The organism is Shewanella sp. 10N.286.51.B8 (genome assembly GCF_041469325.1).
Taxonomy (GTDB): Bacteria; Pseudomonadota; Gammaproteobacteria; order Enterobacterales; family Shewanellaceae; genus Shewanella.
In genome coordinates this window covers 66933-93183 of sequence record NZ_JBFRKG010000037.1, presented here as the reverse complement: position 1 = coordinate 93183, position 26251 = coordinate 66933, and the positions used below count along the sequence as shown (strand labels likewise).

22 protein-coding genes are annotated in these 26251 nt (G+C 42.6%); 14 read left to right on the top strand and 8 right to left on the bottom strand.

Annotation, left to right across the window (positions count from 1 at the left end; all coding sequences use genetic code 11):
* Positions 1-261: 261 nt before the first annotated feature.
* The 3 genes from AB4160_RS15030 to fadI form a co-directional block, all read right to left on the bottom strand.
* On the bottom strand, positions 262-450 hold the full coding sequence (locus tag AB4160_RS15030; protein ID WP_241901111.1) for a hypothetical protein: 189 nt from the start codon (positions 448-450) through the stop codon (positions 262-264).
* A gap of 263 nt (positions 451-713) precedes the next feature.
* Complete coding sequence (gene fadJ / locus AB4160_RS15025) at positions 714-2834, bottom strand: fatty acid oxidation complex subunit alpha FadJ (protein WP_102530714.1); 2121 nt, start codon at positions 2832-2834, stop codon at positions 714-716.
* Between the two features lie 5 nt (positions 2835-2839).
* Positions 2840-4150, bottom strand: a complete 1311-nt coding sequence (gene fadI / locus AB4160_RS15020; RefSeq protein ID WP_076537168.1) for an acetyl-CoA C-acyltransferase FadI — start codon at positions 4148-4150, stop codon at positions 2840-2842.
* Between the two features lie 400 nt (positions 4151-4550).
* On the opposite strand from fadI, the gene AB4160_RS15015 reads away from it, so the two are divergent.
* The 14 genes from AB4160_RS15015 to AB4160_RS14950 all read left to right on the top strand — a co-directional run bounded on the left by AB4160_RS15015 (position 4551) and on the right by AB4160_RS14950 (position 21517).
* Complete coding sequence (locus tag AB4160_RS15015; RefSeq protein WP_102437486.1) at positions 4551-5507, top strand: MoxR family ATPase; 957 nt, start codon at positions 4551-4553, stop codon at positions 5505-5507.
* 18 nt (positions 5508-5525) lie between these two features.
* Entirely contained in the window at positions 5526-6473 is a 948-nt protein-coding gene (locus AB4160_RS15010) for a DUF58 domain-containing protein (protein WP_241904013.1), read from the top strand.
* Positions 6474-7025, top strand: coding sequence for a DUF4381 domain-containing protein (locus AB4160_RS15005; RefSeq protein ID WP_372005338.1), 552 nt, complete (start codon positions 6474-6476; stop codon positions 7023-7025). It abuts the gene before it with no gap.
* Positions 7013-8017, top strand: coding sequence for a VWA domain-containing protein (locus AB4160_RS15000; RefSeq protein WP_102475692.1), 1005 nt, complete (start codon positions 7013-7015; stop codon positions 8015-8017). The genes AB4160_RS15005 and AB4160_RS15000 overlap by 13 nt, the downstream gene beginning before the upstream one ends.
* Positions 8017-10005 carry a VWA domain-containing protein gene (locus tag AB4160_RS14995; protein ID WP_372005335.1) on the top strand — a complete coding sequence of 663 codons (1989 nt, stop codon included), beginning with the start codon at positions 8017-8019 and terminating at the stop codon, positions 10003-10005. Before AB4160_RS15000 ends, AB4160_RS14995 begins: the two co-directional genes overlap by 1 nt.
* Positions 9999-11621, top strand: a complete 1623-nt coding sequence (locus tag AB4160_RS14990) for a BatD family protein (protein WP_372005332.1) — start codon at positions 9999-10001, stop codon at positions 11619-11621. Before AB4160_RS14995 ends, AB4160_RS14990 begins: the two co-directional genes overlap by 7 nt.
* A 96-nt stretch (positions 11622-11717) precedes the next feature.
* On the top strand, positions 11718-12281 hold the full coding sequence (locus AB4160_RS14985) for a sigma-70 family RNA polymerase sigma factor (protein WP_102437495.1): 564 nt from the start codon (positions 11718-11720) through the stop codon (positions 12279-12281).
* Entirely contained in the window at positions 12274-12978 is a 705-nt protein-coding gene (locus tag AB4160_RS14980) for a DUF3379 domain-containing protein (RefSeq protein WP_102475695.1), read from the top strand. Before AB4160_RS14985 ends, AB4160_RS14980 begins: the two co-directional genes overlap by 8 nt.
* Positions 12979-13139: 161 nt before the next feature.
* Positions 13140-14591 carry a sodium/proline symporter PutP gene (putP, locus tag AB4160_RS14975; protein WP_372005329.1) on the top strand — a complete coding sequence of 484 codons (1452 nt, stop codon included), beginning with the start codon at positions 13140-13142 and terminating at the stop codon, positions 14589-14591.
* Positions 14592-14995: 404 nt separating this feature from the next.
* A complete protein-coding gene (locus AB4160_RS14970; RefSeq protein ID WP_372005326.1) occupies positions 14996-16300 on the top strand; it encodes an OmpP1/FadL family transporter in 1305 nt (434 codons plus the stop codon).
* A 214-nt stretch (positions 16301-16514) separates the two neighbouring features.
* Positions 16515-17588 carry an efflux RND transporter periplasmic adaptor subunit gene (locus AB4160_RS14965; RefSeq protein ID WP_102437503.1) on the top strand — a complete coding sequence of 358 codons (1074 nt, stop codon included), beginning with the start codon at positions 16515-16517 and terminating at the stop codon, positions 17586-17588.
* Positions 17589-17591: 3 nt separating this feature from the next.
* Positions 17592-20855, top strand: coding sequence for an efflux RND transporter permease subunit (locus AB4160_RS14960; RefSeq protein WP_372005324.1), 3264 nt, complete (start codon positions 17592-17594; stop codon positions 20853-20855).
* A 22-nt stretch (positions 20856-20877) separates the two neighbouring features.
* Positions 20878-21087: a DUF2892 domain-containing protein gene (locus tag AB4160_RS14955; protein ID WP_102437507.1), complete on the top strand. Its 210-nt coding sequence runs from the start codon at positions 20878-20880 to the stop codon at positions 21085-21087.
* A 94-nt stretch (positions 21088-21181) separates the two neighbouring features.
* Positions 21182-21517 (top strand): rhodanese-like domain-containing protein, encoded by a 336-nt coding sequence (locus AB4160_RS14950; RefSeq protein WP_241903493.1) that lies wholly within the window; start codon positions 21182-21184, stop codon positions 21515-21517.
* A gap of 100 nt (positions 21518-21617) precedes the next feature.
* Here the strand turns inward: AB4160_RS14950 and purU are convergent, their stop codons facing one another.
* From purU to AB4160_RS14925, 5 genes are all read right to left on the bottom strand, one after another.
* Entirely contained in the window at positions 21618-22490 is an 873-nt protein-coding gene (gene purU, locus AB4160_RS14945) for a formyltetrahydrofolate deformylase (protein ID WP_102437509.1), read from the bottom strand.
* A 200-nt stretch (positions 22491-22690) separates the two neighbouring features.
* Complete coding sequence (locus tag AB4160_RS14940) at positions 22691-24163, bottom strand: PTS transporter subunit EIIC (RefSeq protein WP_102520703.1); 1473 nt, start codon at positions 24161-24163, stop codon at positions 22691-22693.
* Entirely contained in the window at positions 24115-24579 is a 465-nt protein-coding gene (locus tag AB4160_RS14935; RefSeq protein ID WP_102475701.1) for a flavodoxin, read from the bottom strand. Before AB4160_RS14935 ends, AB4160_RS14940 begins: the two co-directional genes overlap by 49 nt.
* A gap of 440 nt (positions 24580-25019) precedes the next feature.
* Entirely contained in the window at positions 25020-25865 is an 846-nt protein-coding gene (gene truC, locus AB4160_RS14930; protein ID WP_102437514.1) for a tRNA pseudouridine(65) synthase TruC, read from the bottom strand.
* A 1-nt stretch (position 25866) separates the two neighbouring features.
* Positions 25867-26184, bottom strand: a complete 318-nt coding sequence (locus AB4160_RS14925) for a YqcC family protein (RefSeq protein ID WP_102520705.1) — start codon at positions 26182-26184, stop codon at positions 25867-25869.
* Positions 26185-26251 lie beyond the last annotated feature (67 nt).

Here is a 26251-nt window from a genome sequence, read left to right as displayed (position 1 = left end):
GAAACGGGTACTCAACTAGCCAGCAGCCCTTATATTAAATACACCAATTCAAGCATCGCTTAAGGAGATAAAATTATGTTTAACTCTTTATTAAAAGCACTAGGAATTGCACAGCCGCAACGTAAGAAAGTTAAATTACCTGAAGGCCTTGAGCATCTAGAGGTCATCCCAGCTAAAGCATGGTGGAACTAAGTCTTGTAGTGATATTTTACAGGCAAAGAAAAAGGGAGCATTAGCTCCCTTTTTAATACGCGGAATTTGCTAAAAGTATTGTTGCTGTTCATTACTAACCGCTAGTTTACGGGTTAATAAATATTTATGACTGTTGAACAATGGGTAAGCCAGAGGGCCCATCAACAAACCGGCAAATGACCATCTTTTTACTGCCATACCTTGAGCAAAAGCACAATTGCCAAGATAAATCGCCGATAAGATTGAAATAATAAACACTAGAAATACCACTGAAACCTCTACAATTCATTCAGTTAACATCATTTCTTAAGCTCGTAGCATTAAGTTTTTGTGTTCAATGCTAGCTTTGGTCGCATTATAACCAAGCCAAATACTCAAAGCTATGGGGATTTTTAATTGAGCCACAGTCAAAACATTCCGCAGTGTACATAAAACAGGCAAATCCCTGCCACTTTAGAATGAAAAAGCGGCACCATGTTGCCGCTTTGTTAAATGTGTAATCCTTAAAGTCTTAGTTTAGACTAATAAAAACTCGCTCCCTCATCAGCCATTTTGACTAATCTTTCACAAGGGGCAAATCTTTCGCCATGTAATTGCTGATACTGACGTAATTTTGACACTAGATTATTGATCCCCATGGTATCCATATAACGGAAAGGACCGCCTAAGAATGGCGGAAAACCAATTCCAAAAATAGCACCGATATCACCGTCTCTTGCATTGGCAATAATGCCTTCATCTAAACAACGAACAGCTTCGTTTAGCATCTGCACAACACAACGCATAGCAATATCGCTTTCACTACCACTTAACTGATTATTAATGCCTAGTACTTGATATACACTTTCATCCACTAGCTTAGCTTTGTTTTTCTTGTTGCCGTATTGGTAAAAACCTTTGCCGTTTTTACGGCCTTTACGGTCATCTGCAAGTAACTTATCAAATGCACTTGGAGCTTCAAAGCGCTCACCCAGTTCTTTAGTTAAGATCGGCGCGATCTTAGCACCAACATCAATACCTACCTCGTCTAGCAAAGTAATAGGTCCTACAGGGAAACCAAACTTAACTAACGCTTTATCTAAAAATTCAATTTTTTGCCCTTCAAGAAGCACTTGCGCAGCTTCATTCATGTATAAGGCTAAAATACGATTTACATAAAAACCGGCTCCGTCTTGAACAACAATCGGTGTCTTACCTTGCTTACGAGCAAAGGCCACTGTCGTAGCAATGGTTTCTGGAGAGGTTTTCTTGTGCGCAATCACTTCCACTAACGGCATTTTCTCAACTGGCGAGAAATAATGCAGACCAATCACATTTTCAGGTCGACTGGCCGCTTCGGCAATTTGGCTGATTGGTAATGAAGATGTGTTAGATGCAAAGATAGTATTTTCATGACATTCACGTTCTACATCTTTCACCATTTGATGTTTTAATGCTAAATCTTCAAATACTGCTTCTACTACGATATCAGCATCTTTTACGCCGCTATATTCAGTGGTTGTCGTCATTAACGCCATTAGATTATCTCTAACTGCCGGAGTCATATGACGGCGCTTAACGCCTTTGGCTAACAACTTATAAGCATAAGCCAACGCATTACTTAAGCCGGTTTCATTGATATCTTTAACACGAGCAGGAATTTTAGCTTTGGTTGTCGTCACAGAGGCTATTCCGCCACCCATTAAGCCACCACCAATAACCAGTGCCTTGTTCACTTTGCGAGGTTTGCCCCCTTCTGCACCGGTTTCTTTTTTCATTTCTGTGGTTGCAAGGAATATACTACGAAGCGCTTCTGACTCTGGTGACATAATAAGTTCAGCAAAATGACTTGCTTCAACTTCTAAGCCTTTGATCATGCCTTTATTCATACCCTGCTTAACACAATCAATGATTTTAGCAGGAGCTGGATAATTACCCTGGGTTTTCTTCATCACTTGTTTAGCGGCTTGATCAAAAATAATGTCACGAGTCGTACTGGTTGATTCAAGCAACTTGTTTAAAGCAGACTTTTTAACCACTTTAGCAGCAGACTTGCCTTTTTTTGCCATGGCAACTGCAGTCTCAAGCAAAATAGACTCTGGAACAACGTCATCAACCAAGGCTATTTTCAGTGCTTGTTTCGGACGCAGCTGCTTACCTGTTAGCATCATATCGAGCGCTGTAGTAATACCGACTTTTCTTGGTAAACGTTGGGTTCCCCCGCCACCTGGTAATAACCCAAGTTGAACTTCAGGCACACCCATAATAGTTTTCTTACTGTCGCTGCACACACGCAAATGACACGCTAGCGCTAGCTCTAATCCACCACCTAAGCAGGCACCGTTAATAGCAGCAACAACCGGTATAGTGAGGTTTTCTAATTCATTAAATACCACATGCCCTTGTTGTGATAGTTCTTTGGCAGCAGCAACACTGGTACAGGCATCTAACATGGTGATGTCAGCGCCAGCAACAAAAGAGTCAGATTTTCCTGAAATAATCACTAAACCTTTAATGCTAGCGTCAGTTTTTATCTCGGTAAGAATGTCACTAATTTCTGGGCCAAATTCTGCTTTTAAGGTGTTCATGGTTTCACCAGGAACATCCATAGTCAAAACCGCAATACCGTCTTCACGGCGTTGTAAATTAAATGTCTTTTCCATCAGAATTACTCCACTTCTACTATCATTGCAGCGCCAAGACCACCTGCTGCGCAGGCTGTGGCTAAACCGGTTCCACCACCACGGCGTTTAAGTTCACGACATACTTGAGTGATCAAACGCGTACCCGTAGCCGCAAATGGATGCCCGTAAGCTAATGAACCACCTAGTACGTTAAATTTACTCATATCGATTTCACCAATCGCACGATTTTGGCCTAACTTTTCTGCAGCAAACTTTTTAGAGCCAAACATTTGCATGTTGGCTAAGGTTTGCGCTGCAAATGCTTCATGCATTTCAATTAAGGTTAAATCTTCTAACTGCATACCAGCACGCTTTAGTGCTAGCGGCGTAGCATAAGATGGCCCCATTAACATATCTTGCCAAACATCAATGGCAGTAAAGGCATAGCTCTTAATGTAACCAATAGGCTGATAACCTAATGCTTTGGCACGGCCTTCACTCATTAAGATAATTGCTGATGCGCCATCAGTTAGCGGCGTACTGTTGGCTGCGGTAACTGAACCATGTTTGCGATCAAAAGCTGGACGTAATTTCGCGTAAGACTCTAAAACTGAGTTTTCACGAATGTTGTTATCACGATCAATAAACTGCTTATAAGGAGGCACATGAGCCGTCATCACTTCATCGCGTAAATTACCTGAGTTCCAAGTTTCTGTTGCCAGAGTATGTGAGCGATGAGCCAGTGCATCTTGATCGGCGCGGCTAATTGAATAGGTCTTAGCCATTTGCTCAGCCGTTTGCCCCATTGACAAACCGGTAGAATATTCTGCAACCGCTGGCGGTACCGGCATTAAGTCTTTTAAACCCAAACGACGTGCAATGGCAAATTTTTGTTTAAAGGTACGGGCCTTATTTAAGTCCACTAGCGCATGAGCCAGCTTTTTTGACACGCCAATCGGTAAAACAGAAGATGAATCTGCGCCGCCAGCAATACCAATTTCAACATTACCAGTCATGATTGACTCAGCCACATTCACTGCCGATTGAAAACTTGTCGCACAAGCACGAGTAACACTGTAAGCATCCGTTGATACATCCATGCCAGTGCCTAATACGATTTCACGAGCAATATTTGGCGCAGCAGGCATTTGCACAACTTGACCATAAACTAATTGCTCAATGGTTTTTGGGTCTAACTCTGAGCGAGAAAGCAATTCATTAACCACCATTTTGCCCATATCTAAAGCTGAAACGCCATGAAATGCGGTGGCTTGTTTGGCAAAAGGCGTTCGTAAACCCGCTACAATTGCAATGCGCTCGCCGCGGGCATTGGTTACTTGTTGTCTATCACTCATTGTTCACCCTCTTTTAATTGTTTAGCCTTTATAGGCTTTTCAGTGAAAATCCATTTTGTCAGCGTTATCTGGTCTGACCATAAAAGTGTGATCTGATTCTAACTTTTAATTAGCAAGTTTAAAACACCCGTATGAAAATAACCTGACAATTTCCAACAAAATTAACAACCCAATTGAGATTTATATATTAAATACAGAAGGTTAAACTTTAGAGCATTAGCTTTATTAATATATTTAAGTATCGATTAAAGCTAGCTAACGCACCTTTAGTTGCAGCTAATGAACACCACGAATAAATAAAAATGAAATTCTGTTAATGCTACTAGCCAAAGGCCAATAAAATTCATTAACATAGAGTGAATTAGATAACGTTTTTTAGACAACAAATTTGAGTATCATCATGCCTTTGAGTCGATTTCATTCTTTACGCGCTTATTTAGATAATGTCATTTTGGGACAACCGGTTTTAACTGAAAATATGCTCATCGCACTTATTGCCGATGGTCATTTACTGGTTGAAGGCCCTCCAGGTTTAGCCAAAACCCGTGCAGTAAAAGCATTATGTGATGGCGTTGAAGGCGACTTTCATCGCATCCAGTTCACGCCTGATTTATTACCAGCGGATTTGACCGGCACCGATATCTATCGCGCTCAAACGGGTACCTTTGAATTTGAAGCGGGGCCGATTTTCCATAACTTAATCCTTGCCGATGAAATTAACCGCGCTCCAGCGAAGGTACAATCCGCATTACTTGAAGCCATGGCTGAAGGACAAGTGACCGTAGGTAAACACAGTTACCCGCTGCCAAAACTCTTTTTAGTGATGGCAACCCAAAACCCACTTGAAAACGAAGGGACTTACCCGCTACCTGAAGCGCAATTAGATCGCTTCTTAATGCACTTAAATTTAGATTACCCAAGTGCCGATACCGAGCGTCAGATTTTGCGTCAGTCTCGTAACGAAGCACTGACTCATCAGTTACCGACCATCGAGCCTGTGGTACAAGCAGATGTATTTTCTGCCCGTGAACAAGCGATGGAACTGTACTTAGCTGAGCCCCTTGAAAGCTATATCGTAGAAATTATTATGGCCACTCGTCAGCCAGAGCGTTATAGCCCAGAACTAGCCAAGTGGCTTGAATACGGCGTGAGTCCCCGCGCTTCAATTTCATTAGAGCGCTGCGCGCGAGCCAGAGCCTGGTTACATCAACGCGATTTTGTCTCACCTGAAGATATTCAAGCTGTGGCGCCTAATGTTTTACGCCACCGTCTACTGTTGAGTTATCAGGCACAGGCAGAAGGGATTAGTGCAGATCACGTCATAAATCATATTTTAAGCCAAGTGGCTGTACCTTAATGTTGAGTTATAGCCACTATGTCAGTAACCGCTATGTCAATTGAAAAAGAGTTGCCGCTATTTAGTAATGGCGTCAACCTTAATGAGCAAGAGCTAATAAGTTGCCAGAGTATTGCCCGTGCGATGCCTGAGAAACGTAGCCGCGCAAAAGCCAGCCTTGCAGGCCATAGAAGCAGCCTCATAAAAGGGCGTGGAATGGAATTTGCCGAAGTGCGACATTATCAAAATGGTGATGATGTGCGCACCATAGACTGGCGCGTTACGGCCAGAACTGGCAAGGCCCACACCAAATTATTTATTGAAGAACGTGAACGCCCTATTATCTTGCTGGTCGATCTAAGTCATAGCTTATTTTTTGGCTCGAGTTTGCTTTTACAGTCTCTGCAAGCCGCCCATGTCGCAGCAACACTTGGCTGGAACGCCATTAACCACGGTGACCGTTTGGGGGCATTGATTGCCAGTGAAACCGAACATGTGGAGTTAAAACCCCGCAGTCGCCGACAAGGTATTTTGCAGCTCACATCAGCATTAATCAAAGTGCATCAAAACCAGTTAAATCACTTTGATGAATTACCCCAAGATCCCCAGCATATTTTACGGGCTTGCCAGCGATTGCAACGCATCGCTAAACCCGGCTCACTGGTATGGATAATTACTGATGGCCAGCACTTTAGCCAAGAATGTTTAGCGGCACTCACCGAGCTTAAACGCCATTGTGATGTGGGTGCCTTTATTATTACAGATCCATTACGACAAGGCACTTTAGCGTTACCAAAGCGATTTTCACTGCCTGTACGTGATGGTAAGCAACAACTTACCTTAACTCGCCATAGCTACGATGTGTGGTTAAATGAACAGTTAGCTCGTCAACAGCAGTTTATTGAATTAATGAAAATGCTCAAAGTTCAAACCCGCTTTATCGATGCAGGTAAGAGTCTTAGCGATCAATTGGAACTATTACGTTAGATGAATGCTCCTCAAATCAATCCCGCATTAATGCAAATGGAAGATATCGTGCTGCCGCAGCCAATATCACAATTGCCCATTGCCCCCGGTTATTGGCTAGTGGCGATTATCATTATCGCGGCTGGTGTCATCACTTTCATCAAGCTGCGAAAACGTGCCAAATATCACGCCCCGAGAAAGGCCGCATTAGCGCAAGTACAGCAACTTGATATAAATGACAGTCAATACCCAAGCCAGATTAATAGCTTACTAAAACGAACTGCCTTGAGTTATTTACCCAGACAGGATTTTGCACAACTTGATGGCGACCAATGGTTCAAATGGCTTGAGCTAAGGTTACCGCAAGCAGAGCAAGGCCAAATTGGCTTGTTATTAGCCAAGCGTTATCAAGCTTGTGGCTTAAATGCAGCTGAAAAGCAGCAGTTATTTAAGTTAGCCAAGTCTTGGTTAACTAAAAAAGCTCGCTTTGCGCCCCTTAATGCCATCAAAAGCAACGCTAACAGCGCAAATACTCAAGCAAATAGTCCACAGGAGGCATCATGTTCTCTATAGCATGGCCGTGGTTATTGCTTTTATTGCCATTACCTTGGCTGTTAAAACCAAAGCGCGTTTCAAAAAATAATGGCGGTCACCTGCAACTTCCTGGCATCGCTAATGCTGATCAGGTCATATCAAGCCATGCTGACAAACCATCCCGTAAATTGTATTGGTTAATGTGGGCATGTTTATTGTGCGCACTTGTCAGGCCCCAATGGTTAGGCGAGCCTATAGAGCTGCCATCTGAAGGGCGCGACTTAATGCTGGCAGTCGATTTATCCGGCAGTATGCAAATTGAAGACATGGTTGTTGAAGGCAAAACGGTTGATAGATTGACCCTTATTAAACATGTGATTGGCGACTTTATCGAACGCCGTAATGGTGATCGCCTTGGGTTAATTTTATTTGCCGATCACGCCTATTTACAAGCGCCACTGACCCAAGATAGACGCTCGGTGGCAAAGTTCCTCGCCGATAGTCAAATTGGCCTAGTGGGCAAACAAACCGCCATTGGTGAATCAATTGCATTGGCGGTGAGACGCTTTGATAACGTTAACGACAGTAACCGAGTGCTCATTTTACTCACCGATGGTTCAAATAACGCAGGTAACATAGAACCTGAAGTGGCAGCTCGCATCGCTGCAGAACGCAATGTCACTATTTATACCGTCGGTGTTGGCGCTGAAATACTGGAAAGACGCAGTATTTTCGGTACTGAAAAAGTAAACCCGTCAGCAGATCTTGATGAAGCGCAATTACAACAGCTTGCAGAAATGACCAATGGTCATTACTTTAGAGCCCGTAATAGCGAAGAGCTAGAAGAAATTTATCAAAAAATTGATGAATTAGAGCCTGTCAGTCGCGACCAATTAACCTACCGCCCCCAAAGCGAGTTATTTTACTGGCCATTGTTGTTAGCGTTATTAATCAGTTTAAGTATTAGTCTACGTAGTCAAATGAATTTACCTAAAAATCTGACTTCAGCCTTTTACAAGGAGGATAAATAATGAGTTTGCATTTTATCCGCCTTGAATGGCTATTGGCCTTAATTCCATTAACCATTATTGGACTATTTTTGTGGCGCCAGAGTAAAAATAACTCTGCATGGCAACACTATATTGCCCCTCACCTTGCTAGCACCCTGATCAGTGAGTCTGCACACATCAAAAAACAACCCAAATGGTTATTAATGCTGTGTTGGTTTATTGCGGTTGTGGCCATATCGGGCCCTGCCGTGAATAAACAAAGCCTACCTGTGTTCGCTAGCGAGCAAGGGCGTGTACTGGTAATGGATATGTCTTTATCCATGTATGCAACCGATCAAAAACCTAATCGACTATCCCAGGCCAAATATCGAGCCACCGATTTTTTAACCAATTTAAAAGAAGGTGAAACTGGGTTAATCGCTTTTGCGGGAGATGCATTTACTATTAGTCCGTTAACCCGTGATAGCTCTACCCTATTAAATCTGCTCCCAACCTTAAGCCCGGACATTATGCCCGTTAGAGGCTCAGATTTAGCCGCCGCCCTTACCCTTGGCCAACAGTTATTAGGTCAAGGCGGGCATATCAGCGGTGATATTATTGTGATGACCGATGGTGTTAATGCAGCCCAATATGCGCAGGCAGCAAAAGCGCTGGATGGCAGTCGATATCGAGTATCGGTGATGGCATTTGGTAGCCAACAAGGCGCAGCAATACAGCTGCCAGATGGTCAGCTCATGCGCGATAATGCCGGTGAGATCGTGGTTGATAAAACTGACTTTTCATTGCTTGATAAATTGGTTACTCCCACTGGCGGTTTAATGTTACCAGCACGGGCAGACGGCGCTGCACTGGGCCAACTCGAAGCATGGCTTGCTAATGATGGTAATGCAAAAGCCACCGAACTTGAAGGTGAAGCTTGGCAAGATTTAGGCCCTTATATTGCCCTCCTGTTGATTATTCCAGTACTGCTGAGTTTTAGGTTTACAGTACTGCCTATGGTGAGTGTCCTCACGCTAGGCTTATTGATGCAGCCAACTCCTGCTTCAGCTAATAGCTGGGATGATTTATGGCAAACCGCCGATCAACAAGCCTCAGAGCAATTTAATCAGGCTCAATCAGCAGAAGACTATTCTAAAGCTGCCGAGCAATTTGACCAGCCTCAATGGCAAGCTAGCGCCCAATATAAGGCTGGTGACTATGAAAATGCCTTAAGCGGTTTTGAGCAAGATGACTCTGCCAATGGTTTATATAATCAAGCCAATAGTTTACTGCAGCTCAATAAAATTGATGAGGCGATAAAGCGTTATAAGCAAGCATTAACTCAACAAGCAGATTTTCCTCAGGCAGAGAAAAACCTCGCTTTGGCTGAGCAAATGAAGCAGCAACAAGAGCAACAGTCGGAGCAGGATCAGCAAAGTGATGACAACCAATCATCTGACCAGAAGTCAAATGATGAGCAGTCATCAAATGATCAATCTCAAGGAGATCAATCACAGCAAGATCAATCTCAAAGTGATGAGTCTAGCTCTGAGCAATCTCAACAGCAGCAGTCTCAAAATGACCCGTCACAAGAAGAGCAATCTGCGAATGATTCTCAGCAGGATCAGCAATCTAGTGACTCTCAACAAGATGACAGCCCCAATGAGGCTGACGAAAGTTCATCAGCTTCATCTCAACAAAATGAGCAACAAGCCGATAATAATGAAGCTGAAATGCAAGCTAACAGTCAAGATAACCAAGCTCAAGCTGAGCCTGAAACTGCTGAGCAACAAGACAAGACTCAACAACAAGCTCAAGCTGCTGAAACATCAGAACAACAGCCAGAATCTGAGTCTGGCACACCAGTGGCCTCATCGGCTTTATCTGAAGAGCCGCTGCCAGCAGATTTAGAAAGAGCACTTCGCGCAGTCAGTGAAGATCCACAAGTATTAATTAGAAACAAAATGCTATTGGAATATCAAAAGCGTCGTCAAAACGGCCAACTTCCTAAGGATAAACAACAGTGGTAAACAGAATCATTTTAGCCCTAGTCGCTATTCTTTTTACAGGGCAAGCACTCGCGGTCACTAACATTCAAGCAACGGTGGACCGTAACCCCGTCATGCAAGGTGAGTATTTTGTATTAAACGTCACCGCAGATGATGATGTTAATGCAGGCTCATTAGACACCTCAATATTGCTAAAAGACTTTGTTGTCGGCCGCACTAGCGTAGGACGAAGCACGCAAATCGTTAACTTCAACTCCAGTAAAGAAACCCGCTGGCAAGTATTATTATCGGCTAAAAATAGCGGCACTGTGACTATTCCTGCCTTTACTATGGAAGGTATTCAATCTAATCCCATCGAGTTAACGGTTTTAGATGCTGGCTCCAAGCCTCAGCAAATGCGCAATTTGTTTGTGGAAGGCGAAGTTAGCACTCAAGAAGCTTATGTGGGCCAATTAATTACCTATAAAGTTAAGCTATTTTTAGCTGCTGAATTACAGCGTGGTGTCATTAGCGCCCCAGAAATATCAGGTGCTGAGATCAAGCAGCTTGGCGAAGATCAAGACAGTGTTGAAGTGGTTAATGGCCGCCGTTTTCGCGTAATTGAGCGAACCTATGCCATGATTGCCGATACTCCAGGTAAACTCGCCATTAAAGGTGCGAGTTTTTCAGGTGATATTTTAGTTGAAGCACCACGACGTGGCGGCATGTTTGGCTTTAATGAAAGCCGTCCGATGCAAGCTGCTGCTGAAGATACTGAAATCATAATTAAACCCATACCTGACAGCTATCAAGGTGATTGGCTCGTCAGTGATTTATTAATCGCTAAAGAAGTGTGGTCTGAAGACAGCAGTGAATTTGAAGTGGGTAGCCCAATCACCCGCACCATTAATATCATCGCATCTAATGCTGACAGTAATAGCCTGCCTGACATTGAATTAGCTATGCCAAGTGCGCTGAAATCATATCCAGAAAAACCAGTTAGACAAACTGTACTTAGAGAAAACCATGTAGTGGCTCAGTACAGCCTTACCACTGCTATCGTGCCAACCAAAGCTGGAACATTTACCCTTCCTGAAATTACAATTCCGTGGTGGAACTCGCAGCTACGTCAGCAGCAATTTACCACCATTCCAGCAAGAACAGTGACCATTGCGGCTAATCCAGAACAAGCACCAACGCCAATTACACCTGAGGTTACACAGCCCAGCAATAATCCTGGTTTTTGGCCTTGGTTAACACTGCTATTTGCCGCATTATGGCTTATCACAATCGCCCTGTGGTTAAACGCCCGTAAGCAAAAGTCGCTAACAGTTACCTCTGAAAATGTTGATGTTCAGTCCTCCTCTGCTCGAGTGAGCATCAAAGACATTAGCAGTGCCTGTGATAAAAATGATGTATCTCAAGTCATTACATTACTGCAGCAGCATTTTTCTACATTACTAAACAAACCAATGAACTTGGCTGATATTAGCCAGTTATCAACTGCGCTAGCTCAAGCAACTCATCAATTACAGCAGGCTAAATACAGCCAATCTTCAACATTTGTTGATAAAGCGGCTTTATTAAAAGCCATTGAGAGTTACAGTCATAATTCTGCAGTAAACTCCCCATCTGCACTGAGTTCGTTAAACCCTTAACGAATAAACTGATTGAATAGCAAGCATAATTATACTTGCTATTCATCAGTAACCTTTTAAGCTATCGAACATAATATTTTTAACAAAAAGATAAAAATGTTTGATAGCTTGCGAAATAAAAAGTCCGAACCCACGGTCATATCTGACATGTTAACTAAACAACGACGATACGACAGCCTCGTCCGGGCACTTCACGCAGATATCTTCCGATATGCCTATTGGCTTATCGGCGATAAACATGTTGCTGAAGACGTCACTCAAGAAACCTTTTTACGTGCATGGCGTGCGCTTGACTCTTTAAAAGATGACAAAGCCGCTAAAGCATGGCTGATCACTATCTTGCGCCGAGAGAATGCCCGTCGATTTGAACGTAAGCAGTTTGACTACAGTGATGTAGAGCAAGAGTTGCTTGAAGACCAAAAGTCTTCCACTACCGAAGAGCAAACAGAGCAATATTGGCTACGTAAACAGATCGGCTTATTAGAGATTGAATATCGAGAGCCATTACTGCTGCAACTCATTGGCGGTTTTAGTGGTGAAGAAATTGCAGAGTTGCTTGAACTTAATAGAAACACCGTCATGACGCGATTATTTCGTGCCCGTAATCAATTAAAAGACGCTTTAGAGTCTCCTGAAGTTAGAGGTCAATCAAATGGATGATCTACAATTTCGTCGCCATGCCTATGACGACCCCAACAGCCAAGATGAAGATTTCTTGGCACAAATTGCTGCGTCTGAGTCTGATGCAAAGTTAGTCAGTGAATTAAAAACATTAGACAGTAAGCTTACCCATGCGCTTAATATTGATGTGCCTAATGATTTAGCAGATAAATTATTATTACGTCAGCAACTGAATAAACATCAGGAGCAAAAAAAGCATACTCGTTATTTAATGGCTATGGCTGCCTCCGTGGCATTAGTCATCGGTTTAAGTTTTAGCATGTTAAAATTTGCCCCCGTTGACTTAGCTGAGCATGCGCTCGCTCATGTATACCATGAACCCAAATCAATGCTGGTTGATCAAAATGTTGGCTTTGAAGATGTTAATTTTAAACTGGCTGGTATTGGCGGTTTAGAAAACGCCAAATTCATTCAACAGCCCGGAAAAGTGTTTTATACCTCCTATTGTGACTTTCAAGGAGTTAAAAGCTTGCACTTAGTGATGGAAGGTAAAGACGGTAAAGTCACCCTCTTTATTGTCCCGGCTGAAAATAGAATGGTCACCGAAGAAGCTTTTGCAGATCAACACTATCAGGGCTTGGGCTTTCAAACAGCTGGGGCATTCATGATGTTAGTTGCAGAGCAAGATACTGATTTACAGTTTGTTAAATCTGAAATAGAGCAAACCTTTATCTAGTTATAGTCACAACCTGTAACCATCTCCTATCAATTAGATAATAAGCAGTCAATGTAAACTTATTGAGTGCTTGTTATCACATCAAATTTACTTCCCAAATTGTGCACTGGCTCATACATCTGCTAGCATATGCGCCACAATAATAAAAATACGGAAGTATCATGACCATAGAAACCCCCACTCTAATCACTTTTATCGGCTACCTCGCGTTAATGATGGGGATTGGCTACTGGGCTTATCGTAAAACAGATACCGTTGACGACTATATTCTGGGTGGCCGAAAAATGGGCCCTGCTGTCACCGCCTTAAGTGTTGGTGCATCAGATATGTCAGGTTGGTTATTACTTGGCTTACCTGGTGCAGTGTATTTAGGCGGCTTAGGTGAAGCTTGGATTGGTTTTGGACTGATATTTGGTGCCTGGCTCAACTGGCTTTTTGTCGCCAAACGTTTACGTATTTACACTGAACTGGCTGACAACTCGCTGACATTACCTGACTTTTTTGAAAATCGCTTTCATGATAACCAAGGCGTATTAAAAATGGTTGCTGCGGTCACCATCTTAGTCTTTTTCACCTTTTATACCTCATCAGGTATGGTTGGCGGCGCAATATTATTTGAAAAAGTATTTGGCCTTGATTACACCTTAGCACTCATTATAGGTTCAGTAATCATCGTTTCTTACACTTTTGTAGGCGGTTTCTTTGCCGTCAGTTGGACTGACTTTTTCCAAGGCTGTTTAATGTTAGTGGCCTTACTTATTGTACCTGTAGCCATCTTCAGCCAACCTGAGACTCAAGAAAACCTGCAGCAACTTGACCCTGCCATGCTGTCGTTTGTCAGTGAAAACACCACAGTCATCGGCTTAGTGTCATTACTGGCTTGGGGTTTAGGCTATTTTGGCCAGCCACATATTCTATCTCGCTTTATGGCCATTGGCAGCGCTAAAGACATTAAGTTATCTCGTCGCATTGCTATGAGCTGGATGGGTATTTCTCTGATTGGTGCATTGGCAACGGGTATCGCTGGTACCTTGTATTTTGCCGACACTCCCCTAGATAACCCTGAAACTGTATTTATTCACCTTGCCCATGCTGCGTTTAATCCATGGGTTGGCGGCTTGTTAATTGCAGCAATTTTATCCGCGATCATGAGCACCATTGATTCACAGCTTTTGGTTTGTTCAAGCGTAATAACTGAAGACTTTTATCGCAAATGGATTAAACCCGATGCGAGTAATAAAGAGTTAATGCTCGTGGGCCGTTTGGGGGTTATCGCCATTGCTATTGTGGCCGCAGTCATTGCACTTAATCCTGAAAGCAGTGTCCTAGGGTTAGTGAGCTACGCATGGGCAGGCTTTGGCGCAGCATTTGGCCCTGTGGTATTACTATCACTATTTTGGCAGCAATATAGTCGTAACGGCGCTGTAGCAACAATTGTTGTCGGTGCGGTGACCGTGGTGGTCTGGAAACAACTCTCTGGTGGTATTTTTGACTTGTACGAAATAGTCCCTGGATTTTTGCTCGCCTCATTGGCAGGTATCTTAGTCAGTAAGCTATTTCCTGCAAGCACAGAGACGGTGGCCTCATTCAAGGTCTTTCGCCAGTCACTTTAGTGCTTTACAAGGTTAACCCTTAGTAAACACCTGCCGACTTTTTCGTTAACAACAATTAGTCGGCTGGCTCATTTCTAGAGTAAAGATTCTAAACTCAGCGTACAGGTGTTAGCTAAAAAGCAGCCCTAGTCACAATCCTTAATTACAGCAACCTAACAAAGTTATCATTATAAAACCAAACTCAAACCACTGAAATTACAGCGTTAACTCCCACAAAGGTTTGTAAGACCTTCTCACAATTATATTTAATAGCTCAAATTATTAACAAAAATGCAACACTAAAAGTCACTGGTCGGAGTTGTATAGCTTACTTGTGTTACCTAAGATGCGCTCAAATATAAGTGGCAGTGATATGAACACATGCAGTATTCATGCATATGCGACAATAAAGATGAGCAATAATTATGACTAAATTCAACAAGACACTACTGGCAGCAGCTGTAGCTTTAGCAAGTACTCAAACATTCGCAGCGGGTTTTCAACTCAACAGCCAGTCTGCAACCGGTTTAGGCCGCGCAATGGCGGGGGATGCCATCATCGCAGATAACGCTTCAGTATTGGCTCGCAACCCAGCGGCAATGGCATTATTTGATAAGACAGCAATTTCGGTTGTTGGTACTTATGCTGATGTGAATGTTGAAGTGACTGATGCCATGATTGGTGATGGTTCTGGTGATGGTCAATATTTAGGTGCTATGGATAATGCCGCTGAAGGTAAGCCTATCCCAAGTTTTTATTACATCAACCCAATTAATGACAAATGGGCTTTTGGTGTTGCTGCATTTAGTAACTATGGTACAGGCACTGATTTAGCCCCGCTAAATTCAGGTCACGACTTTAATACTCCAATCGATTTATTGGGTAACACTGAAGTGACTACCATTAACTTCAATGCCAGTGTGTCATATCGTATTAACGATTCTTTGAGTTTAGGTCTGGGTATTGATGCCATAAAAGGTATGGGAACACTGACTAGGCAAGGTAATTACACATTCTCTACGCCTATTGGCGATTTACCTGCAGATCTAGACCTTGTCAATATTGATGCAGATGGTTGGGGATTTGGCGCTATTTTCGGTCTTGCTTATGAGATCAATGAAAACAACAGAATCGGCTTAAGCTATCGCAAAAGCCCGAACATGAAGGCTTCAGGTGACATTACATTTGGTCAAGATATTAACCTAGGCAATATACCACTTATGGTAGCCGAAAATTTTGATGAAATAGATATCCCTCTGGCCGATATTGCCCAGCTTGCTGGTTTTCATCAGCTAACTGACAAGTTCGCTATCCATTATACAGCCCAGTGGACCAGCTGGAGTAACTTCGACAACATCGAATTAACAGATGGTGATAAAGGCTCTGATAGTTATATTCTTAAGCATTATAACTGGGATGATTCTTGGTTCTTAAGCCTTGGTGCCACTTATGACATCAATGATAAATGGACTGTAAGAGCGGGTATTGCAAAGGACCAAGGTGTGGTTGGTGAAGTATCATCGCTATCAATCCCTGATTCAGACCGTATGTGGTACTCAGCAGGTTTTAGTTACCACATTAATGAAAAATCGAGCATTGATTTCGGTTACACCCTGGTTGCTGGCGAGAAAGTCCATGTTATCGAAGATAGCCTGTTAACTCCTTCTATTGGCGCTTATACAGAATCAGGTGCAAACTACTACTCATTACAGTACAACTACACTTTTTAAGCAGACAGTGACTTAAACAGACTTCATTAAACAGATTGAGTAATTAAAACTTATTCTATATCACTAAAACGGTTAATAATTTAAAAACCATCGATGATCCATCGGTGGTTTTTTTATATCTGCTATACTTTCATTAGATTTTTCTCATAAATGAATTGCGCTTAACATTAAAGTCCATTAGAATTTTCTCATAAACAAATTTTTGAGGTGGTACATGGCAACCTTTCACAAACGCTTATCTTTATTTAGTGCAGTAATACCTACTTTGCTGGCTATTGTTAGCTATAGCGCTATAGCTGATACAGACAAACTAAAAACCGATAAAGCTTTTGATACCCTAACAGTCACTGAAACAGAGTCTGTTTCATCAATAATCATTGATGGACAAGTGGAAGCGATTAAAGCCGCTACCGTGTCAGCACAAACCTCAGGGCGCATTATTCAGGTCAATTATGATGTCAATGATGTGGTCACCGCGGGCGCGTCTTTACTTGAAATTACCAGTGATGAGCAGACCGCAGAATTTAATGCGGCAGAGGCTCAGCTTGCCAGTTCAGAAGCCATGAACTTTGAAGCACAAGCGACACTGACTCGTTATGCGGCGCTGTTTCCTCAAGGGGCCATATCTCAAGGGCAAATGGATGAAGCAACCGCCAATGCCAAATCCAGTAGACAAGCGGTATCCGCGGCAAAAGCTCAGCTTAATAAAGCAAAACAAAGTTTAAATTACACTGTGGTTTCTGCGCCATTTGAAGGCCGAGTGACTGAACGCTTTATTGAACTCGGTGAAACCATTTCATATGGTCAGCCATTATTTTCCGGTTTTGATACCCGAGAGTTACGTGCCACTTTTAATGTTCCCTCGCGTTACTTAGCCAACCTGCAAGCGGCTAAGCAGCTTGAATTAACCTTAACCAATGGTGAAAAAGTTATCAGCAACGATATCAATGTTTACCAATTTGCCGATGCCAACAGTCATCAGCATCAAGTAAGAATTAACTTTAGTCATCCTCAAGCACTCACCGGCCAATGGGTTAAAATCGCGGTACCCGTTAAAACCAGCAACGTGGTCATTATTCCCTTAAGTGCTCTTTATCAGGTCAATGATCTGGATGGCGTGTACCGAAAAGTGGGTCAGCACACCTTGTTAACACAAATTCGCCTCGGAAAAATTGACAAGCAACAGCAAACCGTTGAAGTGTTATCAGGTCTTGATAAAGGTGATGAAATTATCCTTAACGCTAGTCGCTACGTGTTACTGCGTGCAGCTAACCAAAGTAAGGAGTAGTTCATGGCTAACTCAGAACCTCGTTTAGGTATTTCTGGCACTATTGCTAAGAACTTTCAAACCAGTGCTATCACCCCTTTACTGGCTATTTTGGCATTACTACTCGGCTTATTTGCGGTGCTCATTACCCCTAAAGAAGAAGAGCCGCAAATCGATGTCACCTTTGCTGATGTGTTTATCCCCTATCCTGGTGCAACTCCTACTCAAGTCGCTAATCAGGTTACCTTACCTGCCGAAAAAATTATTTCAGAAATTAAAGGTGTTGATACCCTTTACTCATTCTCACAGCCTGACGGCGCCTTAATCATTGCCATCTTCAAAGTGGGCATTCCTCGAGAACAAGCTGTTGTCGATTTATACAATAAAATTTATTCCAACCTTGATAAATTCAATCAAGCCGCAGGCATTGGTGAGCCGCTGATAAAACCTCGCGGTATTGATGACGTACCTATTTTTGGTCTCACCTTATGGTCAGATGATCCCACCATGAACCCTGAGCAACTCACTAAAGTCGCTACGGTACTAGAAACTGAACTAAAACGTATCCCAGGCACCCGTGAGATATATTCTCAAGGTAGGCATGAGCTTATTGCCAATGTTCGCTTAGATCCTAGTAAGCTAAACAGTTTTGGGGTCACGATTGAACAAATTGAGCAAGTGCTAAACAGTAATAATTCCGTCTCAACAACAGGTTCATTAACCCAAAATAATCAAGAGATTAAGGTTCAAACTGGACAGTTTTTAGACTCAGTTGACGATCTTAAAAACCTGGTTATCAAAGTAATACCCGCTAATAACTCAATCACTGAGCCTGCCAGCGCCAAGGTGGTTTATTTAGCCGATGTTGCTGATATCACCTTGAAAAGCGATATTCAAAAGCAGCAGGTCTGGCATGCTAATCAGCAAGGTCAATTCCCTGCTGTAACCATTGCTATTGGTAAGCAAGCCGGTGAAAACGCGGTAGATATTGCCGATTTAATTACAGATAAAGTTGCCAAACTCGATAACTTACTTATTCCTGATAACGTCAATGTCGCTGTTTCCCGTAACTATGGCGCTACCGCGGGCGAAAAAGCCAGCACACTGATATTTAAATTAATTTTTGCTACCGCTGCAGTGGTGATATTGGTGCTATTAACTATGGGCGCCCGCGAATCAGCCATTGTTGGCGTCGCTATTATTATTACCTTAGCACTGACATTATTTGCCTCATGGGCATGGGGCTTTACCCTTAACCGTATTTCACTTTTTGCACTGATATTTTCAATTGGGATCTTAGTGGATGACGCCATTGTTGTGGTAGAAAACATTCACCGTCATATGGCGATGAGTAATAAACCGCTCACAGAATTAATCCCACAGGCTGTGGATGAAGTGGGCGGGCCGACAATTTTGGCCACCTTTACCGTTATTGCGGCATTACTGCCAATGGCGTTTGTTTCTGGCTTAATGGGGCCTTACATGAGCCCTATTCCCATCAATGCCAGTATGGGCATGCTTATCTCGCTATTGATTGCTTTTGTGATGACCCCATGGCTGAGTAATAAATGGCTTAATGCCAAAGCTCACCGAGGTAACACCAGCAGTGACCTAAATGAGCAACCCCATACAGAAACAGCCTCAACTAAATTACTGAGCTTTTTCACTTTCATCATGAAACCATTTCTTGATGGTGAACACGCCAGTAAGGCGCGTAAAGCTATGGCGTTAGGCATTGTGCTACTAATCGCACTCGCGGTGTCATTACCCTTCATGCAAGCCGTTGTGCTTAAAATGCTGCCTTTTGATAATAAATCGGAGTTTCAGGTCATTGTTGATCTACCTGAAGGCACGCCGTTTGAGCAAAATCAAAAACTGCTACAAGAGCTTGGACTTTATCTGACGACTGTTGAAGAAGTTGAACACTTGCAGTTGTACGCAGGCACCCACTCGCCAATGAATTTTAACGGCCTAGTGAGACATTACTTTTTACGTGAAAGCCAAGAAGTGGCTGATATTCAAGTCAATCTGGTTGAAAAGTCAGAACGTGATAGAAACAGTCATGATATTGCTATGTCAGTGAGAGAGCCTTTACAAGCCATTGGTGTCGCTTACAATGCCAATATCAAAATTGTTGAAGTGCCTCCAGGGCCACCAGTATGGTCACCGATTGTGGCTGAAGTTTACGCACCAACCACAGCGCTGCGCGAACAAGCGGCTAACGATTTAATGAGCCGTTTTCAGCAAACTGAACACGTTGTAGATGTGGATATTTATTTACCCGCACAGCAAAGTAAATGGCAAGTAAGTATTGATCGTAATCGCACTGCAATTGCTGGGGTGGCTTACTCAAGTATTGTTAATACTATTCAAGCGGCAATTGATGGCAAAGATGCCAGTTACCTTTATCAAAGCAACTTGCACCTGCCAACACCAATCAGGCTGCAGCTTGATGAAGCCGCCAAGGTGGATATGCATCAGGTGATGTTATTAAAAATCCCTTCAGCCTCAGGAGCAATGGTCACCCTTGCTGATGTGGCTTCAATTAAACAAACCAGCATTGATACCACTATTATCCATAAAAATATGGTGCCCATGATCATGGTCATTGCCGATATGGCAGGCCCGACAGGCAGCCCTTTGTATGGCATGTTTGATATGGTAGCTCAAATAAACCATGAGCAAGAAAGTGGTGAAGCTGCATACCCAATGAGCCAATACTTTGCCAATCAACCCGACGGCTTAGATGAAGTTGCCGTACTATGGGATGGCGAGTGGAAAATCACTTATGAAACCTTCCGCGATATGGGCATTGCGTATGCGGTGGGTATGATTGCGATTTACTTATTAGTGGTCGCACAATTTAAGTCTTATACCGTGCCGCTGATTATTATGGCGCCCATTCCATTAACCATTATTGGGGTCATGCCAGGACACGCAATACTCGGGGCGCAATTCACCGCCCCATCAATGATAGGCATGATCGCGCTGGCCGGTATCATAGTGCGAAACTCAATTTTGCTGGTTGATTTTATCCATCAACAGGCAACCGAAGGTGTGCCGTTTGAACAAGCCGTGATCAATGCCGCTGCAGTGCGCGCCAAACCGATTATGTTAACGGCCTTTGCCGCCATGATTGGCGCACTATTTATCATTGATGATCCGATTTTTAGTGGGCTAGCAATCAGCCTTATTTTCGGGATATTTATTTCAACCATTTTAACCTTGGTCGTTATCCCAGTGCTGTATTACGCAGTAATGAAAAACCGCCAAGGGATCCACAACTAATCTAACGTTTAAGGAGTTACTTATGTCTATTGAAAGATCAATTATGGCTTTTGCCGGCTTTATGGTGCTGTTATCTTTAGTGCTTACCGCTACCGTCAGTCACCATTTTATTTGGCTGACAGCATTTGTTGGTGCTAATCTATTTCAAAGTGCTTTTACTGGTTTTTGTCCCGCCGCTATGGTGATGAAAAAACTCGGTCTAAAAACCGAAGCTGAAAAAGCAACCCAATAGCATTGCAAAAATATATCAATAAGGAGCCACAGTGCAGCCATTAGATTGTAATAAATTTACTATTCAAGCTGTTAAAGCCCTCACCCTACTTGCCATGTGCTTAATGGTATTAACAGTGAGTAAAATCAGCGTTGCCCAAGATATGAATCCCGTTATTGCGTGGGAAAAAATTAACAAGGGTGCGATGATATTGGATGTAAGAACCGCTGAAGAGTTTGCCGCAGGTCACCTTGAGGGCGCGATTAATATTCCCTTTAATATCGCCCTTAAAGAGCTAAATAAACAAAATATTGCCAAAGATACAGCCATCGTATTGTATTGCCGCAGCGGCCGCAGAAGCGGTATTGCCAACGATGAGTTAGCCGCTGCAGGCTACACTCAAACTTATAACGGTGGCGGCATTGCTACTTTATCAGCAAATAAGCAATAACCCGCTTTATTAACGCTTACAGCTAAATGAGCCCCTTATTGGATATAAAAAAGGTCTGCCAGATAACTCTGACAGACCTTTTTGTTACTTCATTAAAAGTCTAAAAAACCACGGTTTTGTTACCATAGACTACTACTTGTTCATCAAGGACAAGCTGCAGGGCTTTACTCAGCACGCTTTTTTCAACATCGCGGCCATTATGAGCGAGTTCTTCTGCGCTGAAACTATGATCAACATTAATCACATCTTGTTTGATAATAGGCCCTTCATCTAAGCAATTATTGACAAAGTGGGCTGTCGCACCAATGATTTTTACCCCACGCTCCCACGCTTGACGATAAGGTGAGGCGCCAATAAATGCCGGTAAAAATGAGTGATGAATATTGATAATGGTATTGGGAAACTCAGCGACAAACTCAGGAGTTAAAATTCGCATATATTTTGCCAATACAATGTAATCAGCATTATAGTTTTTTATAACCTCAAGCATCGCTTGCTCGTGCTGGGCTCGGTCTAAACCTTCATGACTAACATGATGAAATGGAATATCAAACTTTTCAGTTAAGCCTTGCAACACATCGTAATTACCTACCACTGCGGCGATTTCAACATCTAAGCCGCCATAATAGGACTTCATTAAAATATCACCTAAACAATGGGCTTCTTTGGTGACCAAAATGACAATACGTTTTCGGCCTGCATCCACCAACTTCATGTGATTTTGTAGAGGCAGCACCTCAGTTAAGTCTGCCAATAACTGCTGATCGTTAATTTGCCCTTCAAGCACAGTACGCATAAAAAAGCGTCCTTGTTCATGGTCAACAAATTCGGTGTTTTTAATAATATTTAGCTTATGGGCAAAACACACCCCGGTAATTTTAGCGATAAGGCCTTTTGCATCTTCACAATCAGTGATCAAAATTTTTCGCTCTAGGCTTGCTGTATTGTTAACTGGGTTACTTTTAGACTTCATAAACTATTGGCTCACAAGAATTAAATCGATGACGTTTACATTCAAATAAAATGCAGCTGGCTAAAAACTATATTTTACTTTTAACATAGCTTTTATGGGAGATGTAATTAAATAACCAGATATATCAATAATTGATTTTTTTATAGCAACCTAATTATTAAATAGTTAAAAGAGTTGCTATATTTATGAGGTTTTAATAATCATTTACGGGTGTCTAGGTACTTTTGCAGTAATTTGCGCAAACTTTCCGCCTTAGTCCCAAATACAACCTGTACTCCATGCCCCACTTTGATCACCCCTTTCGCGCCTAAGCGCATCAACCTGGGTTTATCGACAAGTTTTGGATTCACGACTGTAATGCGTAAGCGGGTTAAACAAGCATTTAATTCAACAATATTGTCTGCCCCGCCAAGAGCACTAATCATGCTGCGTAGGCTTTCTTTATTGCCGTGACCATCAGCTTCTAACCGCCCAGGGGTTTTTAAGTTAAATGCTACAATACTCACCCTAAATAAAAGATAATAAACAAACCCCGTTAATGGCCCTAAAAACCAAATCCATTGAGTATTACTTGATTGAGCAAACAACAAACTGAAATCAATCAGTCCGTGGGAAAACACCACACTGTGTTTTACTTCAAGCAAAACACAAACGCTATAGGCCACACCAGTCAGAATGGCGTGAATTAAAAACAATATCGGCGCCACAAACATAAAGGCAAATTCAATGGGTTCGGTGATCCCAGTTAACCAACTTGCGGTTGCCGCTGACAGCATAATCCCGGCAACGCGATTACGTTCAGATTTATCCGCGCTACGCCAAATAGCCAACGCTGCAGCAGGGAGTCCCCACATTTTTATGAGGTAACCCCCAGCAAAATTACCCGCAGCAGGATCACCAGCAAGATAGCGAGCTATTTCACCTCTCACCAATTTACCGTCATCAATATATTGTCCCACTTCCAAGTAAAATGGCGCGTTCCAAATGTGGTGTAGGCCCAATGGAATAAGTAATCGTTCAATGGCGCCATAAACACCAAAGGCGACAGCAGGCTCTTGATATACAGCCCATAAGGATAAAGAATCGATTTCATAGGCCAGTGTGGGCCAAATATGGGCCAAGATAAACGCCATCAGCATGGAAAATGGAATAATGATTAACGCAGCGCTTCGATGGCCTTCAAAAAATGAGAACACTGCTGGCAGTTTTACATTTTCACTCAATCGCACCACCAAACAAGTCAGCGCGCCAATGAGCACACCACCAGCAATTCCGGTATCCATTGTCTCCATCCCCCAAATGGGCCTCGAGGGTAAGTGATAAAGGGTTGTCATTGCTCCAAGGCTTGAAATATAAACGCCAAAGCCAAAAACTGCGACAAAGGCGGCAATACCTTGGTCTTGACAAAAGCCAATGGCAATAGCTATCGCAAATAATAGCGGCATCATGGTAAAAATTAGATTACCCACATTCGAAAGCACGATGGCGAGTTCGGTAGATATAAAAGGAAGGGGATTGGCAGAAAGCCCGAGCATGACACCTGCAGCGGGTAAAATGGCGATGGGAATTAACAGCGCCTGACTAAGACGCTGAGCAAATTTAAACCACCGCTGGCTTAATAACCTTAACTGTCTTGCGACTGGGTTACTGCGGTTTGCCAAGTTGTTATCCATTGTGTGGCTTCTGTTTCTGGTTCCATGGTTTCACAGGCATCAATTTCAAGGCGCGGCGTAATACTGGTTGCACCAAGTTCAGTAAGCAGTTCATCAAATTGTTTTCCTCCGCCGCAGAATGTTTCATAGCTTGAGTCACCTAAGGCAATAACGCTGTAGTTAAGCTTAGGCAAATAAGGCGCTACTGAGCGCAACTCATTAAACCATGGCACAATATCTTCAGGTAAGTCACCGTGACCAGTGGTAGAGGTCACTATGATCAGTAATTCATCTTCAGCTGGAACATAGCCCAATAGCTCAGTTGGCTGAAACAATTGGGTATTAAAATCCAATTGTGCGATCTTATCGGTTAATGTTTCAGCAACAAATTGTGCACTTCCATACACTGTTCCGAACACTATATTAACTTTATCCATGATATACTTTTCCCCAAGCTCACTGACTGCATTGATTATTACAGCTTAAATGCTGACTAATTTGAGTTAATAGCTTCACCATACTGCATTCCAGCGCTGGGCTGCAAGTATGAAATACAAACAAAAGTAACAACTTATCTAAACGTTAAGGTTATTGTTATGCGCCAAGCCAACCGGCATAGATTGTTCAAACTCCAGCATAAGGCCGCCCATATTAGGCGAAACTTTTACTTTAGATGTGAACAACAAGATACTAGCGAGCCACTTGCAAAAATTGATGAGTTCGAGAAGTTGAAGGCATTATTGTTAAAACACAATAAAACCCCTTTAAAACAAAGTACTTAATAAGCGCACTTACCAAGTACTTGGATTTATCTTTAAGATTCTTACGTAACTTATTATTACGTGATAGTTTTTACGTAAGAATTTTTTATAGCCTACTAAGCAATATCCATAGGTGCTGAGCAATCAAGCGCATCATCCCAGCCAAACTGCTCAAATATCCTCAGCCATTCTTGCTCCAATTCTGTTTCTATATGCATTTTCTCTAAGGTCACAGGATGAGTAAAACGAATTGACTTAGCGATAAGCCATAAACGATTTATCTCAAAGTGCGATCTAAAAAACTTATTCTGCTTACCATCACCATGGGTGGTATCACCAATAATAGGATGACGTAAATGCGCCATATGTCGTCTCAGTTGATGTTTACGGCCCGTTTGCGGTGTAAGGTTAATTAAGCAAAAGCGGCTACTGGGATAACGCCCAGAACTGTATGGGATCTCTGCATTCATTAACGGCTTATAATCAGTTACCGCTTCTTGTGCGGGCTTATCTTTATTGGCCTTTTTGTCGGCAACATCATCTAGTTCTACTTTTAAAGCGTAATCTAAACGGCCTGCCTCATGCATATTGCCTCGAACCAAAGCGATATATTCTTTCGTCACTTGATGATGTTCAAACTGCTCACAAAGCGCTCTGGCGACTTCACTGCTTTTGGCAAAAACTAACACTCCTGATGTGGGTCTATCTAATCTGTGCACCGGAAACACATGGCAGCCCACTAGGTCTCGAGTCAGTTGCATCGCAAAAAAGCGCTCCTTTCTTGCAAGGTAACTGCGGTGCACCAACAAACCAGCCGGCTTATGAATAACCACCAGATGCTCATCTTCAAAAAGAATTTCTAACTCAGGCGGTGTTTCATCTTCAAGCCCCTCCGCTGCTAGCGTTTCAGCTTGAAGGCTCGCTGCATCTTCTTGGTCATCGAAATATTCATCATCTATCATGTTATTGCTCACTTAAAAAGGTGTCTAACTCAGCCAATAAACGTATCAAAGGATTAAGATCATCACGCTGACTCCACACATGTGCCGCCATAGGGGCTAAGGCTATTTGAGTAGGTAAAGCCTGCTTCATACAAATAAGCTGTTGCATCTTAGGGATAAAAATAAACTGCAACCATTGCTCAAACCCCATGGTATCGCAGGCAAAAGGAGAACTGCTCGCAAGCGCTTGAGCAGAAGGTTTAGTCGATGACCAAAGGTTTGCATCTTTAAGGTTTTGTTCTATCTGAATTAAGTATTGCTCTGTTTTAATATACGGCATAACTGTGATTTATCGCTCACACAAGTTTGAAATAACACGATTGTTTGTGCGACTAATTATATCATCA

Bases quoted from the DNA above. Each gene is read 5' to 3' on its own strand.
- purU (WP_102437509.1), bottom strand. From the start codon at position 22,490: ATGAAGTCTAAAAGTAACCCAGTTAACAATACAGCAAGCCTAGAGCGA.
- AB4160_RS14925 (WP_102520705.1), bottom strand. From the start codon at position 26,184: ATGCCGTATATTAAAACAGAGCAATACTTAATTCAGATAGAACAAAAC.
- AB4160_RS14970 (WP_372005326.1), top strand. From the start codon at position 14,996: ATGACTAAATTCAACAAGACACTACTGGCAGCAGCTGTAGCTTTAGCA.
- AB4160_RS14965 (WP_102437503.1), top strand. From the start codon at position 16,515: ATGGCAACCTTTCACAAACGCTTATCTTTATTTAGTGCAGTAATACCT.
- AB4160_RS14980 (WP_102475695.1), top strand. From the start codon at position 12,274: ATGGATGATCTACAATTTCGTCGCCATGCCTATGACGACCCCAACAGC.
- truC (WP_102437514.1), bottom strand. From the start codon at position 25,865: ATGATAGATGATGAATATTTCGATGACCAAGAAGATGCAGCGAGCCTT.
- AB4160_RS14940 (WP_102520703.1), bottom strand. From the start codon at position 24,163: ATGGATAACAACTTGGCAAACCGCAGTAACCCAGTCGCAAGACAGTTA.
- AB4160_RS14960 (WP_372005324.1), top strand. From the start codon at position 17,592: ATGGCTAACTCAGAACCTCGTTTAGGTATTTCTGGCACTATTGCTAAG.
- AB4160_RS14995 (WP_372005335.1), top strand. From the start codon at position 8,017: ATGAGTTTGCATTTTATCCGCCTTGAATGGCTATTGGCCTTAATTCCA.
- AB4160_RS14935 (WP_102475701.1), bottom strand. From the start codon at position 24,579: ATGGATAAAGTTAATATAGTGTTCGGAACAGTGTATGGAAGTGCACAA.
- AB4160_RS14985 (WP_102437495.1), top strand. From the start codon at position 11,718: ATGTTTGATAGCTTGCGAAATAAAAAGTCCGAACCCACGGTCATATCT.
- fadI (WP_076537168.1), bottom strand. From the start codon at position 4,150: ATGAGTGATAGACAACAAGTAACCAATGCCCGCGGCGAGCGCATTGCA.
- AB4160_RS14950 (WP_241903493.1), top strand. From the start codon at position 21,182: ATGTGCTTAATGGTATTAACAGTGAGTAAAATCAGCGTTGCCCAAGAT.
- AB4160_RS15015 (WP_102437486.1), top strand. From the start codon at position 4,551: ATGCCTTTGAGTCGATTTCATTCTTTACGCGCTTATTTAGATAATGTC.
- AB4160_RS15000 (WP_102475692.1), top strand. From the start codon at position 7,013: ATGTTCTCTATAGCATGGCCGTGGTTATTGCTTTTATTGCCATTACCT.
- putP (WP_372005329.1), top strand. From the start codon at position 13,140: ATGACCATAGAAACCCCCACTCTAATCACTTTTATCGGCTACCTCGCG.
- AB4160_RS15010 (WP_241904013.1), top strand. From the start codon at position 5,526: ATGTCAGTAACCGCTATGTCAATTGAAAAAGAGTTGCCGCTATTTAGT.
- AB4160_RS15005 (WP_372005338.1), top strand. From the start codon at position 6,474: ATGAATGCTCCTCAAATCAATCCCGCATTAATGCAAATGGAAGATATC.
- fadJ (WP_102530714.1), bottom strand. From the start codon at position 2,834: ATGGAAAAGACATTTAATTTACAACGCCGTGAAGACGGTATTGCGGTT.
- AB4160_RS14955 (WP_102437507.1), top strand. From the start codon at position 20,878: ATGTCTATTGAAAGATCAATTATGGCTTTTGCCGGCTTTATGGTGCTG.